Raw genomic sequence first — 12,764 nt, 5'->3', positions numbered from 1 at the left:
CAGCAGTAACAAAAAAGGGAAAACGGCCAATACAGTATCAAATAACTTTTTTGCAGCCCCGTTAGTTATGTGAAGAACAGCGAAACATAGAATTAAAGACACCAAAATATATAAACCAATTAATAATGGTTTTTTAACTTTTACCCATATGTTTAATTGTCGCATAAACTTCAGCACCTAAATTTGACTCTTTATAATTTAAGGTATGCACAGAATCAGCTTTTTCACCTAACTCCATTTGAGAATCATCTGTTTGACTCTCATTTTCAACAGATGGTAGGTTTACTGTATCAATATTTTCGTTACTTCTATGCGCCTTTTTACCGCCCCTTTCACCTTCTGTAACAACACCCCAGCTGCCTTCACCCTCTGCAATATACTCTAAATAGTTTGACACTAGTACTTCGGGTACTTTCAAATCACCTGAGTCATTTTTTAAAGTAATGTCTATCTCATCTTGTCCAAATATATCTTGCAATGCTTCAACTGCATCTCTTGCTTTTTGGTTTGTATCTAAAATATTTGGAGATATTAACTTAAATTCTAGCCTATAAATTTTACTCTTCGAGTCTACAATATTCCAAAACTTAGCTGACTCTGATTTACCTTCAATAAAGATACGATGGTTAAAAGTAGCAAGTATTGGATCTGTAAAAGCCGACTGCAATGACCTCGCAATATGCTCAGGGTCACCGTAACGCCAATCCTTTCTGACAAATATGTGCTGTGTTTGAATATCAATTACAACTGATAATGGAATCCAATTGTCATGCACAACTTCAACAATGTCACCTGGTACTTTTTCGCCTGTTTGTTGCTTTTTAAGCTTAGCTATTTTTCCACAGTAAAATCGTTCACTGGGAAAGTCATATCCAAAAGACGGAACGAGCTCTTTAAATCCAAGTACACTATAAAGGGCCCCAGCTGATTTAAATTCTCTGTCAATTTTTATTGCAGGTAAAATTGCATGTCCTTTAACCGTTGGGATAGCTTTTACATTAAGTGCTTTTTGCGCTTCTTCAACTAACGAATAGCGTAAAATAAGATATTCTTTAACCACAATTGGATTTCCTTATACGTATTATTATTTGTTTTAATCATAATACACTTAAAAATTAACCTTTAAAATCCAATTAGCATTAAATTGAAATTGCTTTATAGTTAAGTATCACTACTAAACAACCAAGGAATGGTTATGCTAAAACAAGCTCATTTAAAAACCTTAAATAAAACACTCATCACTATAGCTGCATACTTTCTTTTGTCTGGTATTGGACTAGGTGTGTATTTATATATCAACAACCCAGATAAATACCTTTCATCAAACCCCGATGAGGCCATGCCGCAACTCTACGTAGCACTTACCAACAAATTGGAGTCAAACCCAAGTAGAGAGTTTATAGCCGACCTTAACCAGGCATATGTTGATCAAGTTATTACCGAATCTGAGTACATTCGTTTAACGCTTAGGTACAACCTCAATATGGCGACAGATTTAAATTTAGAGTTCAAACCCACCAAACAACAATTTCATAAAGCATTGCTTAACCACCAAAACATAAAACCATAACTTTAAATCCAAGTTAAACTATGTTTAAACCGCGTTTAAATTCGATTGAGTGCGTTTAAACGACTTAAACTTAAGCTACCACAGCCATAACATAAGCTAATGTGCTTAAAATCGTTTTCAGGGATTTTTTAATTAATCAACTTTACACACGTTATGATTAGAATTAATGTACATGCTTAATCAAGGATTGATTTTGTTCTTGATCTTTTTAAAGGGAATCTCATGGAATTAAAAACAAGTGCTGGTGCATTAAATATAACAATAGGTAATCATTTACCCACAGAGTATAAAAAGTTATTTGAAAGTGCTTTTGCGCTTAAAAAACAAGTTAACATTAGGGGAACAACTTGGGGCCTGCTCTGTGCTCAGTCAAAGGTAAAAGATATTAAAGCCGATGTACCAGCTATAAGTGGTGATATTTTTAAATTTACACAAATTAGAGAAGATGCAGATTGGCTTAATCTAAATACTAATGACTTTGCAACTGATGCAGACCTTGCTGAAATTAACTTACCTGAAAACTTGAAGCCTAATTCGACAAGGTTTACTTATTTCTTTTTTCCTGAATCTCATACTCTCGTTTACGAAGCATATTACAAAGGTAATGAATTAACACCTAATACAGCGGTTGATTTTTTTAAAAAGTTACTAAATTCAGCTGAACTACAAGAAGACTTTGGAGAAGTAAATGTAGTTCACTTTCCTGAAAAAGAAGCACTGCAACAAGCTTTACAGCTGAAGCATAAACGAACTATTCATATGATCATAAATAATCCTAATGCGTTTGGTGAAATTGAAAAGAGATACTTGAAGAAAGCAGAGGAACGTCAAATAGCTAAAGTTGAAACTAAAATTACAGCTAAGACGGGCGAATCAATACAAGTAGATCAAGAGCTTAGAAATGAAGCGAAAATAGCCGCTAATAATGGTAGCTTAGTTGTTAAAGGCTATGATGGAAAAGGCACACCAAGAATAATTTCTACTAAGGATATGCCGTTTATCAAACATGATTATTTTGATATCAAGAATTCACTTCCATATGACGCATTTAAACGCTTGGCAATTTCAATTGAGGAAATTATTAAAAAGTTATTATGACAAATAACATTATAGCAAGATATTGGAGAGCATATGGCGGCTTTACTGCATTATTAACAAGCCCTTATTTTTATGCATCTATAATCATAACGGGAATCCTTTTTCCTGCCTGGAGTAAATTTGGGTGGTGGGATGATGTGCTCTCCATTATGCCTAACTTACTTGGGTTCTCTTTGGGTGGCTTTGCATTGTGGATGTCTATAGGTTCGGAAAAATTTAGAGATTTTTTAGCAGAACAAGACAAACCATGTGGCGAGTGTATTGAATGCAAAAATGCTTTTGGTCAATGTTTTAATAATAGACCATCTGCTTTTACAATGATCAATGCAATTTTTTTACACTTTATCTTGCTACAAGTCTTAGCAATATTGTTAGCTATGATTTGTAAAACCTACGTAGATTATTTTGACCTAATTACCATGCATAATAAATCAAAGCTGGCACTAGCTATTTTTTATTGTGCGTCTTACTTTGTCTTTATCTATGCTTTAGTAAGTACTGTTACCCTCAGTATAGGTTTATTTAGAGTAACAACCCTTTATGAGCACTTTGTAAATAACAAAATAGCCGAAGATCAAGAGAAATGCTGGTGCCCTCTAATACAAAAAAATAAAGAAAAAGCCCCTTAACTAAGGGCTTTTTTGTTACCAAAATATTTATAGTTTTATTTTGTTCAGTCATATCGGGAACCTTAATAAATATTGAACATTATTCTATGATGTAATTAATGATACAGTTTTTCGCCAATACATTTTTTCAAATTTTAAACAGTCTAGATCGGTTAGCTTTTCAGTAATATTAAGAAGTTCTTGTTGTATTATTGCTTTTGTATTGTCTTGTTCATTCAGTAACATACGGTGGTGTTTTATTGCTAAAGCAATAATATAATCTTCGTTATTCCAGTCCATCATATTCCTCCATCAAACAAGTTAAGTACAACTTTATAAAACCAGCTTAGTTTAAATTCGATAAGTTAAATACATTTACTATGCGGCAATTATGCTTACAGCCGTTTAAGAATAGTAAGCTATAAGCCAAAAACAAAAGGGTTTATTTCAACCCAAAACACACCAACTATAAACATCACTAGTACAACAAAAAGTAAAACAAAAAAATAGCAGACTATTCCTAGCTGAGTTTTACTTTCGAACTCACCCTCTAAGTTTTCAAATTTAAAATTAGAAACTTCCTTAGTCCAGTATTCAGCTCTTTGCTCAAACAAATCATTAATCAACTTCATCTCTTCAGCATAAACCTTATTAAACAAAGTAATTTCTTCAGTAGTAAGCTGAGCGGTAATAATATTAATTTCTTCATCAATATTTACTTGAGCTTGTGGCATATTATTAAGAGAGTAACTAAGGTCAATTGCCTCGAAATGCTTTAAAGCTAATTCACGTATGTCTTCACGTTCTAACTTCATAGATTAAAACTCCCCCTAGAAAATTAATCCAAGGTAAAAATTCTGTCAGTACATGAATGGCTTATTTAATCTAACAACTTTTGATATCGCAACATACTTAAATTCATTAACTCTTCTCTATAGGAAGCTTTAAAACATTTAAATTTTTCATCACCAAGATAATTATTGATTATTAACAGTTCTTTATCTATTTCCATCTGAATAAACTCAATCCGATGAAACTCAATTTCACTTAACAACATTTTATGGTGTTTATAAGCAAGCCTACGTATGTTTTTAAGATCCAACCAATCACGCTCGTAATCCATATTTACTCCAATCCAATAGTGCAAGTGTAGTGCGTTACATAAAAAATGCTAAATTAAACTTATTGGTTAATTCTTATTAAAACCCCAAGAATGCAATTAAAATAACAACTAAAGTAATCACTACCGAGTAAATTATAGTCTTGGCAATTTTTACATCATGTAACATATTAAATAGCTCCAGCTCTGCTACTTCAACAGCAGTAAAATCCTTATCAAGTAAATCATTGTTAATAGCTAATTCGTCAGATGAGTCAGTAACCTGCATTTTTTCATGATAGTGTGTTTTTAGATTTTTTACCGATTCTTCATCTAGGCCTTCACTTAATTTAACCGGCTCCTTTTTAAGCTCCAAATTAGTGCTGGGAAGATTATTAATATGAGCATTTCTTAATTTTAATTTATGCTGCAATGCTAATTCCTGCACTAATTTTTTATCTACTTCTGGCATGGAAATCCTTTAATACCCGTAATACTTATTACTAAATCTCACCACAATCGGCGTTCCGTCTTGCTCACAGGTAATACTAATTTTTAATTTTTCTTTATGATCATAGTAAGTAGCTAAATGGGTCATTCTGTCTCGCTCTTCTAAACTTTGCGAATTGACCGCAACAGCTTTTAACACTGCTATAGGGTCAAACGACTCAGTTTGGCTACATGGTGCTGTCTCCAGCAAGTAAATCTCAGAATAGCTAATAACACCGTCTGTGCTGTCATAGCGTGTTTTATATTGTGAGGTGGTCGTGGTGATTGAACCGTTGGCATTTGGCGCAACCTTTAAAATATCACTTACGGCCTCTAATCTAAACGTAATAAACCGATAAGGACTAATGAAATTTTCTGGTGGTGGGGTAAGTTGTGTAGCCTGTGTATCTTCTTTCTTACTACATCCAATAATAATCGCACATATAGCAGCAGTTATATAAATTCGTTTCATAAATAACTCCTTATAAAATAAGCGTTAAAATCCGATCAATCCACTTTACGTGTCCGTTGCAATACACGTTCAACACGTCCAAGCACGCTAAAGCGCCCAGCGTTAATATCATCCGCATCTACAAAAAAACCTGAGTAGGCGCTGTTGTCACTCGTAATATTATAGCCTTTACTTTTAAAATCGTACTGAATACGTTTTACAAAAATCTCATCGTCAAAGCGCAGTACGCACACACCTTCACGGGCATCTATTGGGTCATCAATAAGCGACACTAGCGTTAAATCACCGTCATACAAGGTGTGTTCCATACTATCGCCGCGCACAGGCACTACAGTCAGTTTTTTATTATGTAGGTTATTTTGTTGCAGCCAACGGGTAGAAAGCTCAAACCGTGCAATAGGGTGCTCGGCAATAACCAACGCACCGCCACCCGCACTGGCCGCTAAATCGTATTGCGGCACCGCCGTTAAATCAGCATGGCTGGTTTGCAGCGCTGTGCTTTGTGTTGGTGCTGCGGCAACTGGTAATGAATCACCACTAATACCAGTAATAATATAATTAGTGTCAAACCCTAAACCAGATAATAAAGCTAATTTATCAGATGGAATTGCAATTTGAGTCTCCCATCGACTGATCTGTTTTGATGACATCCCTAAAAAATCTGCAATTTCTTTTTGACTTAAATTCAGTCGGTTACGTTCTTTTTTAAATAATTCACAGACATTTATGTCTTGCAAGGGTTGATATGTAGACATATATGTCCTATTCTCACCACACATTAACAAAAACATACACTTTAAATCTCGCCAAAGAACCAAAAAGCGTATGTAAACCAAAAGGTACTCTACAATGAAACCCGAGCAAATAAAACAAGCACTTGAAGAAAAAGGCTATTCACTGTCAATTGTGGCAGCGGCACTTGGCCTAAACCTATCTCATGTAAGCAGTGTTGTTTACCAGCACACCACCTCGTACAAAGTGGCTGCCGCCATTGCCAAAATTATTGGCAAACCGGTAGACGCTATTTTCCCTGATGTACCTGCCTATACCAAAAATAAAGACACTCGCAGCCAAAAAGTACAAGCGCTGCGCGAGCTTTTATCGGCTGAGTAACAGCATCGGTAATAACGCATTTTAAATCAATGTAATTTTGCAAGAGATTTTTACCATGGAACATTTAACAATGGCACAGCAAAAACAACTCACTAAAAGCATTCTCGATGCCGATATAGCGCCAGACTGCGATATATATCACCTGTTTATTCACAGTGTATGTTCAGCCATGAAGCGTTCAGGCTTTAGTCGTCCAGTAATAGCTGACCGCATGAACGACGCACTACACTCACAAAATAACGAGGTTGACCAAGCCAAACTAAATAAATGGCTAGCCCCCAGCCAAGCTCACTATATGCCCATGCATTTTTTACCTGCACTGTGTTACGCCGTGCGCTCAACCGAGCCTGCCAATATATTGCTCAAACCTATTTTGTTTAAAGCGGTTGACCAGCGCTCGCAACTATTGCAACAACATGCCGAGCTGCAAATGGAAATAGAAGAGCGCACCGCAATGCAGCGCTATATAGCTGAGTCGCTACTGACAAACGACGATAATCAAGAATGACGTCACCATTACACCACCCGCTATAAAACCCAACTAAGGCTAAAAATAATGACTATCAAAGACCAAGAACCGTCTGAAATTCAGGAAACTGAACATAAAGACGACACAAATATTGATATTAACAATGCAAATTTTAAGGCACTAGCTAAGTCATTGGGTGTTGATTTAACTATGAGCATTGATGAGCTATGGCAAGAGGTAGCAAAACTTGAGCAACAAGCTGAGCAAAACCAATTACACCTTGCAGTAGCGCAGCGCCACGCTATAAAACTAGGAGGTGGCCATGAGCACTAATTTAGTCGATGTAGTAGGTAAAGAAAACGCCAACGAAATTGAACACCAGCTACAAAAACTTAAAACCCCACTCAACATAGTGATGCCACAAAGCGTAGCCGAATGTATGGACCGCGTAGTGTTTTTAGCAAACCGCCAATTTACCGATGCCGCAGAGGCAGGCTTTATTTTGCTTAATGTAAAAGAACAGGTTTCTCATGGTGAATTCTTAACTTTATTAGAAGAACGAGGCATTCACAAACGTACTGCACAGCGCTCAATAGCTATTTCTAAAATGCTCTCAGCTTTACCAAAAGGCAAAAGCGACAAATTGTCGCTTTTGAATATGAGCCAACACCAACTTAGCGAGCTGACCAAAGTACCGCTTGAGTCTATTGCCCAGTTAGATGATGACGACCTTGATGTACTGGCCGAAACCAGCGGCAAAGAAATTCGCGCTCAAGTACAAAAGCTAACTGAGCGAACGCAAGACCTTGAAGAGCAAACAGCCACGCTTATTAACGCCCTTGAAACTGAGCGCTTAACCAAGGCCCCTAAACAAATGTACGAGCTGCCTATGCTAGTTGCACAGGTCCGCCAAAAGTCGTTTGCACACAATGCCGTTGTTAACGAGTCACTCGAAGAGTTTATAGCTATGGTCGAGCAGCTCTGTAATACCCGCGACCTTGACCTAAACCACCGCATAGGTGCAGCGCAAACCACGTGGCATTTATGGTTAGGCATACAACAGCGCATTACCCACATGCTCAACCGCTTAAGCGGCGAGTTTGGCCCCGAGCATTTAGCCGGCGCTGAGTGCATACCGCAATTTGCCGAAGATGAATGGCAAGACGCCCAAGCAAACCGTGAATACATGCTCGCCATGTTTAACGACCGTATTAAAACCCGCGAGTAGGAGAGAGCAATGCATCCTGCAGTTCAAAAATTCAATAAGTTGCCAAGCACAGGCTTGGAACTAAGTTGGCAAAATGCCAGCGAAACAGCCCGTAAAAAAGCCCAAAGTAGGGCAGTAATAGTTCGCCATTTATTAACGCAAGAGTGTGGCATACCTAAAGCGTTTGAAGCGCTTGTAACCGCGTACCGTGCAAATACAGCAATGGCCACACTTGCAACCGCTATTGATGCACTGGGTAAGTTACCAGGGCGCGCAACCATTTATAACTGGTGCAATGCCTACAAAGACAACGGCATTAACAGCTTATTACCTAACCATAAAGGCAAAGCGCAAACACAATACAGCTGGCTGGCACGCTGCTTAGAGCTTTACCACAGCCCAAACAGCCCAAGCTTTGCACAAGTGAGCGACCAACTAAATAAAGAGGGTTACAAGGCTGAGCATCACCAAGTGCGCCGCTTTATTAATGCACTGCCGCACGAGCTTGGCCCACAAAGCCCGTACCGCATGGGTGCAAAACTGTACCGTGAAAAACATAAAGACCACTTATTACGTTCAACCGATAACATTAAGCCTGGTGTTATGTATAACGGCGATGGCCACACGCTCGACGTATACCTAGCGCACCCTAAAACGGGTAAGCCTTACCGTGCTGAGTTAACCGCGTTTCAAGACGTAGCAAGCCGCTGCATTGTGGGCTGGGAACTGGGCTATGCCGAAAGCACGCTTGATACGCTAGCAGCTATAAGCCGCGCTATAAAAGTGCATAACAACGTGCCTGCCATGTTTTACCTAGATAACGGCTCAGGCTACAAAAACAAACTCATGAACGACGACACCACCGGCTTTTACGCCCAGTTTGAAATAGACGTAATATTTGCCATACCAGGCAACGCCCGGGTGAAATGGATAGAGCGGTTTTTCCTGCATATGGAAGACCGCGTGGGTAAACGCTTTAGCACCTATTGCGGGCGCGACCACGACGATCGCCATAAGCAACTGGTACTTAAAGAGGCCAAGCAAGGCAAACGTAAATTGCCTACGGTAGACGAGTGGATAGCCGAATTTAAAGCCTTTTTAAACGACTACCACAACAGTGAGCACCCTGAAATTAAGGACAAAACCCGCCAGCAAGTGTGGGACGAAAACATAGAGCACGTACCTCCAGTAGAGGGTGACTTTGTGATGCTACCACGCGAAACCGTCAACATTCGCCGTGGCCGTTTTCGCTTACACCAACGTGATTACAGTGCCGACTTTTTACACCAGTTTAATGGCCAAGAACTCATTGCTGCCTACGACCTACACGACGACAGCTACACCAAGCTTTATAAGCTAAACGGTGAGTTTTTAATGTTCGCTAACTTAAAAACTAAATCGCACGCCGTGCCTACGTCACGTATTGAGCAAGCCGAAAGCAAACGCCGAACTGGCCGCTTAAAACGCATCGACACCAAGCGCCGTGAAATCGAGGCCCAAGAAACCCAAGACCGCATTATCGATGTTGAGTCTGTGACTAAGTTTGCAGCACCTATTAAGGGTATTGAGGCACAACAAGCACCCGTAAATATTTTTGATTTTGATGTAACGCCAACACAGCCGCAGCACGAAATCGACCTAAACGAATTACTTGATCAACCTAATTTACGCAAGGAAACAACCTATGAGCTATAGCCAACCACACCCATACACGCCTGAGCAAACGCTGCGTGTTGAGTTAATTAACCAAGAGTTAAGCACCACAGGTATGACCATTGATGAGCTAAACTGTGGCTTTGCCCTGCAATCAGTTAAAGAAGTACTAGCAAATAAATGCACCATTAACCCTGAAAAAATCATTGTTGCTATGTGGCATAAGCTATTTGGTGAAGCCGCGATTACCGACATTGAAAAACGTAACGGCTTTAATAAGTCGTACAACAAAGCTGATCGCGAACTCGCAGCGCGTATTTGCTTGCGTTTGCAATCACCCGAAATACGCGACCAAAACATTACTAGCGCCAGTATTGCTGTGAGCATGGGTAAAAGCCCTGCATCAATAAGCCAACTCATTAACGGTAAATACAACGCCAAGCCCACTAAGCACTTGCATGACATTTGGGCGCTTATTTGCCCTGCGGAGGTAGAGCAAGTTAAAACAATTAACGAGCAGCCAGAACGCAAACAAATCAGTATTGTGTACGGTGATGTGCGCTTTATTCCTACCAGTACATCTAAGCTTATTGCTATGGCCTGCGACCAAGCTCGCCAACGTAAACGCTTTAGTGTGTTTGCAGGCCAAGCAGGCTTGGGTAAAACCAAAGGTATTGCGGAGTATTGCCGCCACAACAAAGAAGCCATTTTAATTGCTGGCAGTGAGCAAACCAGCAGCACCCAAGTGCTTGAGCAACTAACGTTAGCCCTAGGCTTATCGCGCTGCCCAAGCGCATATAAAAACATGCAAAAAATTATTCAAGCACTGCGCGATACTGACCGTTTAATAATTTTAGACGAAGCCGACAAGTGCAAACCTAACTCGCTTGACCCACTACGCACCATAAGCGACCAAGCCATTGTAGGCGTAACCCTGGTTGGCAACATTCAACTAGTAGACAAACTGCAAACCCAAGAGCGCTACGAACTCATTGCAAGCCGCGTATGCTTTTGGCCTAAACCTATCGGCCAAATAACCGTTGAAGACATTCGCACCCTGTTTTTAGAGCTCACCGAAGGCACCGTAAAACTCGCCCAAGACGATGCAAAATGGTGGCAATGGCTACACAAACGCGTTGAGGGTAACGCTCGTGAGCTAGTTGAAAACTTGCTACCGCACTTGCTTAACCACACCAACAAAAACCCAGACACCGCCGTAGACAAGCTGTTAGTCAATGGCATTTTTTCATCAGTACTTAATAAACCAGCGGTTTAAACGCCGTTTAAACATAATTTAAATAAGGATTTAATCATGGCATTTTCAATAAAATTAAACACATCACGTTACACCGCGCATTTAGCGTTTAGCTCGTTGGTTACAAACGCAACAATGTTAAGCCTACTTGCTAAAAAAGACCCACAAGGCGAGCTCATAGATAAATGCGATGGCAACATTAAAGCGGCCTTTGCAACCCTTGCTGCCGACAAGTTATTTAGTATTCACCATGTGCATGAAATCAACTCTTATGCCCACACAGCAAGACGTTTTAATAATATCTATCGTGATTTTCCGCTGGTTTATACCAGCGGCATGAAAGACTGGGGCATTAAAATTATTGGCATAGGCCAAGCGCCACACTTTGAAATTGAAGCCCTGGAGGACATAGCGTGAGCAACTTGACTCAGCAAATCAAAATTGCACAAAAGGCGGCGGGTATCGACCAACATACCCACCAACTTAATGTGTCGTACATTTGCGATGGTCGTGTTAATACCTGCACAGGGCTAACCAAGCTTGAGCAACAGCAACTGCTTGCACGTTACCGCGCTATGAACCCAAATGCGGGTAAAACACAGTTACCCGTACAACTAAAAATGATTTACAGCCTGTGGGGCCAATTGAGCCGCGCAGGCGCGGTAAACATTGATTCAAAACAGGCCTGCGATGCGTTTTGTGAAAAACACTTACAAGGCAAAAAGCTAAGCCAAAGCGCCCAGCAGTGGCCGCATATTATTGAAGTATTTAAGCAATGGCTTGCACGCCATAAAGCAAAGCAGGGGGCGTAAATGGCTAATTACGAAGAGTACCAAAACTTTACTATTAACCCGCGTAAAGCCGCTTATACAGAGGAAAAACGCTACCGTAATGTAAAAGAAAAAGACAAGCAAAAATGCCGTGTTCGCCGTGATGTAGAAGCCTATCAAGAGCAACGCCGAATAGACCGCGAACATGGCTTAGATTATTTATTTGAGGAGCAATCATGAGCGAATCAAGCATAGATTTACGGGCATTACCCCACGGCCTACGTCGCATTGTTAAACACTTAGGGGTTGAACAAACCATTGCCGTACTTACCGAGCAACAAGGGCAAATGTTTTATATTCCTGAAAAGCCAACCGACGATCACGAAGTAGTTAAGGTGTTTGGTAAAGCCCTGGTACAAGAGCTAATAAATGCCAATGTAGGCTCAAGCTACCAAATACCCATGTTGCACAAAGTGCTTATGCAAATTCGTAATCAACAAATTTGTGAGGCGCTAGACACCAAAACCTGCAACATTCAGCAGCTGGTTAAGCGTTTTAAAATAACCCGCCAGCAAGTAAGCAGTATTTACAGTGCATACCAAGACGAACGGGCGCACGAAACACAATTAAATTTAAGTTTATAGGGGAATAACATGGATACCAATACTGAAAATAAAGCGTGTAACTGTTTTAAAGATACATTAAACCGCGTTAAAGACCATTTAACAGAGCAAGGCAAAGTGCCTGCAGACGCCATTAATATAGGTTTTAGGTGGCAAGGGCAATCAATGATTCTAACTGAAGGGGAGTACTCGCCAGTAAACCCTAAAGTTGAAGTTGAATTTCAAGCAGCCAAAAAAGGTGGTGGCCATGCACGCAATAAAACTAAAATCGACATTTCGATAATGGCCACACATTGCTGCTATTGCGGCCGTAAATATCAAAGAAACAATGCTTAGCA

At 39.9% G+C, this 12,764-nt stretch carries 21 protein-coding genes; 14 read left to right on the top strand and 7 right to left on the bottom strand.

The window, feature by feature from the left end; all coding sequences use genetic code 11:
- Positions 1–133 precede the first annotated feature (133 nt).
- On the bottom strand, positions 134–1,060 hold the full coding sequence (locus tag AC0L7Q_RS07520) for a DUF4747 family protein (protein ID WP_409425433.1): 927 nt from the start codon (positions 1,058–1,060) through the stop codon (positions 134–136).
- A gap of 135 nt (positions 1,061–1,195) precedes the next feature.
- On the opposite strand from AC0L7Q_RS07520, the gene AC0L7Q_RS07515 reads away from it, so the two are divergent.
- The 3 genes from AC0L7Q_RS07515 to AC0L7Q_RS07505 all read left to right on the top strand — a co-directional run bounded on the left by AC0L7Q_RS07515 (position 1,196) and on the right by AC0L7Q_RS07505 (position 3,297).
- Positions 1,196–1,570 carry a hypothetical protein gene (locus AC0L7Q_RS07515; RefSeq protein ID WP_409425432.1) on the top strand — a complete coding sequence of 125 codons (375 nt, stop codon included), beginning with the start codon at positions 1,196–1,198 and terminating at the stop codon, positions 1,568–1,570.
- Between the two features lie 222 nt (positions 1,571–1,792).
- Complete coding sequence (locus tag AC0L7Q_RS07510) at positions 1,793–2,668, top strand: DUF4747 family protein (RefSeq protein ID WP_055012174.1); 876 nt, start codon at positions 1,793–1,795, stop codon at positions 2,666–2,668.
- Positions 2,665–3,297 carry a hypothetical protein gene (locus AC0L7Q_RS07505; protein ID WP_409425431.1) on the top strand — a complete coding sequence of 211 codons (633 nt, stop codon included), beginning with the start codon at positions 2,665–2,667 and terminating at the stop codon, positions 3,295–3,297. Before AC0L7Q_RS07510 ends, AC0L7Q_RS07505 begins: the two co-directional genes overlap by 4 nt.
- An 84-nt stretch (positions 3,298–3,381) precedes the next feature.
- Here the strand turns inward: AC0L7Q_RS07505 and AC0L7Q_RS07500 are convergent, their stop codons facing one another.
- From AC0L7Q_RS07500 to AC0L7Q_RS07475, 6 genes are all read right to left on the bottom strand, one after another.
- Positions 3,382–3,579: a hypothetical protein gene (locus AC0L7Q_RS07500; RefSeq protein ID WP_409425430.1), complete on the bottom strand. Its 198-nt coding sequence runs from the start codon at positions 3,577–3,579 to the stop codon at positions 3,382–3,384.
- A 116-nt stretch (positions 3,580–3,695) separates the two neighbouring features.
- Positions 3,696–4,091, bottom strand: a complete 396-nt coding sequence (locus AC0L7Q_RS07495; RefSeq protein WP_409425429.1) for a hypothetical protein — start codon at positions 4,089–4,091, stop codon at positions 3,696–3,698.
- Positions 4,092–4,156: 65 nt separating this feature from the next.
- Positions 4,157–4,399 (bottom strand): hypothetical protein, encoded by a 243-nt coding sequence (locus tag AC0L7Q_RS07490; protein WP_409425428.1) that lies wholly within the window; start codon positions 4,397–4,399, stop codon positions 4,157–4,159.
- A gap of 76 nt (positions 4,400–4,475) precedes the next feature.
- A complete protein-coding gene (locus tag AC0L7Q_RS07485) occupies positions 4,476–4,847 on the bottom strand; it encodes a hypothetical protein (RefSeq protein ID WP_409425427.1) in 372 nt (123 codons plus the stop codon).
- A gap of 9 nt (positions 4,848–4,856) precedes the next feature.
- Complete coding sequence (locus AC0L7Q_RS07480; RefSeq protein WP_409425426.1) at positions 4,857–5,336, bottom strand: hypothetical protein; 480 nt, start codon at positions 5,334–5,336, stop codon at positions 4,857–4,859.
- 35 nt (positions 5,337–5,371) lie between these two features.
- Entirely contained in the window at positions 5,372–6,091 is a 720-nt protein-coding gene (locus tag AC0L7Q_RS07475) for a LexA family transcriptional regulator (RefSeq protein ID WP_409425425.1), read from the bottom strand.
- Positions 6,092–6,185: 94 nt separating this feature from the next.
- Between AC0L7Q_RS07475 and AC0L7Q_RS07470 the strand changes: the two genes are divergently transcribed.
- The 11 genes from AC0L7Q_RS07470 to AC0L7Q_RS07420 are packed head-to-tail and all read left to right on the top strand — an operon-like array spanning position 6,186 to position 12,762.
- Positions 6,186–6,449, top strand: coding sequence for a helix-turn-helix domain-containing protein (locus AC0L7Q_RS07470; protein WP_055012182.1), 264 nt, complete (start codon positions 6,186–6,188; stop codon positions 6,447–6,449).
- A gap of 55 nt (positions 6,450–6,504) precedes the next feature.
- Positions 6,505–6,957 (top strand): hypothetical protein, encoded by a 453-nt coding sequence (locus AC0L7Q_RS07465; RefSeq protein WP_409425424.1) that lies wholly within the window; start codon positions 6,505–6,507, stop codon positions 6,955–6,957.
- Between the two features lie 48 nt (positions 6,958–7,005).
- Entirely contained in the window at positions 7,006–7,251 is a 246-nt protein-coding gene (locus AC0L7Q_RS07460; RefSeq protein WP_409425423.1) for a hypothetical protein, read from the top strand.
- Positions 7,241–8,146: a hypothetical protein gene (locus tag AC0L7Q_RS07455; RefSeq protein ID WP_409425422.1), complete on the top strand. Its 906-nt coding sequence runs from the start codon at positions 7,241–7,243 to the stop codon at positions 8,144–8,146. The genes AC0L7Q_RS07460 and AC0L7Q_RS07455 overlap by 11 nt, the downstream gene beginning before the upstream one ends.
- A 9-nt stretch (positions 8,147–8,155) precedes the next feature.
- On the top strand, positions 8,156–9,820 hold the full coding sequence (locus AC0L7Q_RS07450; RefSeq protein ID WP_409425421.1) for a Mu transposase C-terminal domain-containing protein: 1,665 nt from the start codon (positions 8,156–8,158) through the stop codon (positions 9,818–9,820).
- On the top strand, positions 9,810–11,054 hold the full coding sequence (locus AC0L7Q_RS07445; RefSeq protein WP_409425420.1) for an AAA family ATPase: 1,245 nt from the start codon (positions 9,810–9,812) through the stop codon (positions 11,052–11,054). The genes AC0L7Q_RS07450 and AC0L7Q_RS07445 overlap by 11 nt, the downstream gene beginning before the upstream one ends.
- Positions 11,055–11,090: 36 nt before the next feature.
- Entirely contained in the window at positions 11,091–11,450 is a 360-nt protein-coding gene (locus AC0L7Q_RS07440; protein ID WP_409425419.1) for a hypothetical protein, read from the top strand.
- The gene (locus AC0L7Q_RS07435; RefSeq protein ID WP_409425418.1) at positions 11,447–11,845 is read left to right on the top strand and encodes a phage protein GemA/Gp16 family protein; all 399 of its coding nucleotides are present in this window, start codon (positions 11,447–11,449) and stop codon (positions 11,843–11,845) included. Before AC0L7Q_RS07440 ends, AC0L7Q_RS07435 begins: the two co-directional genes overlap by 4 nt.
- Positions 11,846–12,043: a hypothetical protein gene (locus AC0L7Q_RS07430; protein WP_409425417.1), complete on the top strand. Its 198-nt coding sequence runs from the start codon at positions 11,846–11,848 to the stop codon at positions 12,041–12,043. It begins immediately after the preceding gene.
- A complete protein-coding gene (locus AC0L7Q_RS07425) occupies positions 12,040–12,447 on the top strand; it encodes a Mor transcription activator family protein (RefSeq protein WP_409425416.1) in 408 nt (135 codons plus the stop codon). Before AC0L7Q_RS07430 ends, AC0L7Q_RS07425 begins: the two co-directional genes overlap by 4 nt.
- A 9-nt stretch (positions 12,448–12,456) precedes the next feature.
- Positions 12,457–12,762, top strand: coding sequence for a hypothetical protein (locus AC0L7Q_RS07420; protein ID WP_409425415.1), 306 nt, complete (start codon positions 12,457–12,459; stop codon positions 12,760–12,762).
- Positions 12,763–12,764: the final 2 nt, after the last annotated feature.

The organism is Pseudoalteromonas sp. KJ63-1 (genome assembly GCF_055808145.1).
Note: the sequence above shows the minus strand (reverse complement) of the source record. Positions and strands in the feature narration are given on the sequence as shown.

Coding starts and splice junctions, on each gene's coding strand:
- AC0L7Q_RS07515 (WP_409425432.1), top strand. CDS start 1,196: ATGCTAAAACAAGCTCATTTAAAAACCTTAAATAAAACACTCATCACT.
- AC0L7Q_RS07510 (WP_055012174.1), top strand. CDS start 1,793: ATGGAATTAAAAACAAGTGCTGGTGCATTAAATATAACAATAGGTAAT.
- AC0L7Q_RS07505 (WP_409425431.1), top strand. CDS start 2,665: ATGACAAATAACATTATAGCAAGATATTGGAGAGCATATGGCGGCTTT.
- AC0L7Q_RS07500 (WP_409425430.1), bottom strand. CDS start 3,579: ATGATGGACTGGAATAACGAAGATTATATTATTGCTTTAGCAATAAAA.
- AC0L7Q_RS07495 (WP_409425429.1), bottom strand. CDS start 4,091: ATGAAGTTAGAACGTGAAGACATACGTGAATTAGCTTTAAAGCATTTC.
- AC0L7Q_RS07490 (WP_409425428.1), bottom strand. CDS start 4,399: ATGGATTACGAGCGTGATTGGTTGGATCTTAAAAACATACGTAGGCTT.
- AC0L7Q_RS07485 (WP_409425427.1), bottom strand. CDS start 4,847: ATGCCAGAAGTAGATAAAAAATTAGTGCAGGAATTAGCATTGCAGCAT.
- AC0L7Q_RS07480 (WP_409425426.1), bottom strand. CDS start 5,336: ATGAAACGAATTTATATAACTGCTGCTATATGTGCGATTATTATTGGA.
- AC0L7Q_RS07475 (WP_409425425.1), bottom strand. CDS start 6,091: ATGTCTACATATCAACCCTTGCAAGACATAAATGTCTGTGAATTATTT.
- AC0L7Q_RS07470 (WP_055012182.1), top strand. CDS start 6,186: ATGAAACCCGAGCAAATAAAACAAGCACTTGAAGAAAAAGGCTATTCA.
- AC0L7Q_RS07465 (WP_409425424.1), top strand. CDS start 6,505: ATGGAACATTTAACAATGGCACAGCAAAAACAACTCACTAAAAGCATT.
- AC0L7Q_RS07460 (WP_409425423.1), top strand. CDS start 7,006: ATGACTATCAAAGACCAAGAACCGTCTGAAATTCAGGAAACTGAACAT.
- AC0L7Q_RS07455 (WP_409425422.1), top strand. CDS start 7,241: ATGAGCACTAATTTAGTCGATGTAGTAGGTAAAGAAAACGCCAACGAA.
- AC0L7Q_RS07450 (WP_409425421.1), top strand. CDS start 8,156: ATGCATCCTGCAGTTCAAAAATTCAATAAGTTGCCAAGCACAGGCTTG.
- AC0L7Q_RS07445 (WP_409425420.1), top strand. CDS start 9,810: ATGAGCTATAGCCAACCACACCCATACACGCCTGAGCAAACGCTGCGT.
- AC0L7Q_RS07440 (WP_409425419.1), top strand. CDS start 11,091: ATGGCATTTTCAATAAAATTAAACACATCACGTTACACCGCGCATTTA.
- AC0L7Q_RS07430 (WP_409425417.1), top strand. CDS start 11,846: ATGGCTAATTACGAAGAGTACCAAAACTTTACTATTAACCCGCGTAAA.
- AC0L7Q_RS07425 (WP_409425416.1), top strand. CDS start 12,040: ATGAGCGAATCAAGCATAGATTTACGGGCATTACCCCACGGCCTACGT.
- AC0L7Q_RS07420 (WP_409425415.1), top strand. CDS start 12,457: ATGGATACCAATACTGAAAATAAAGCGTGTAACTGTTTTAAAGATACA.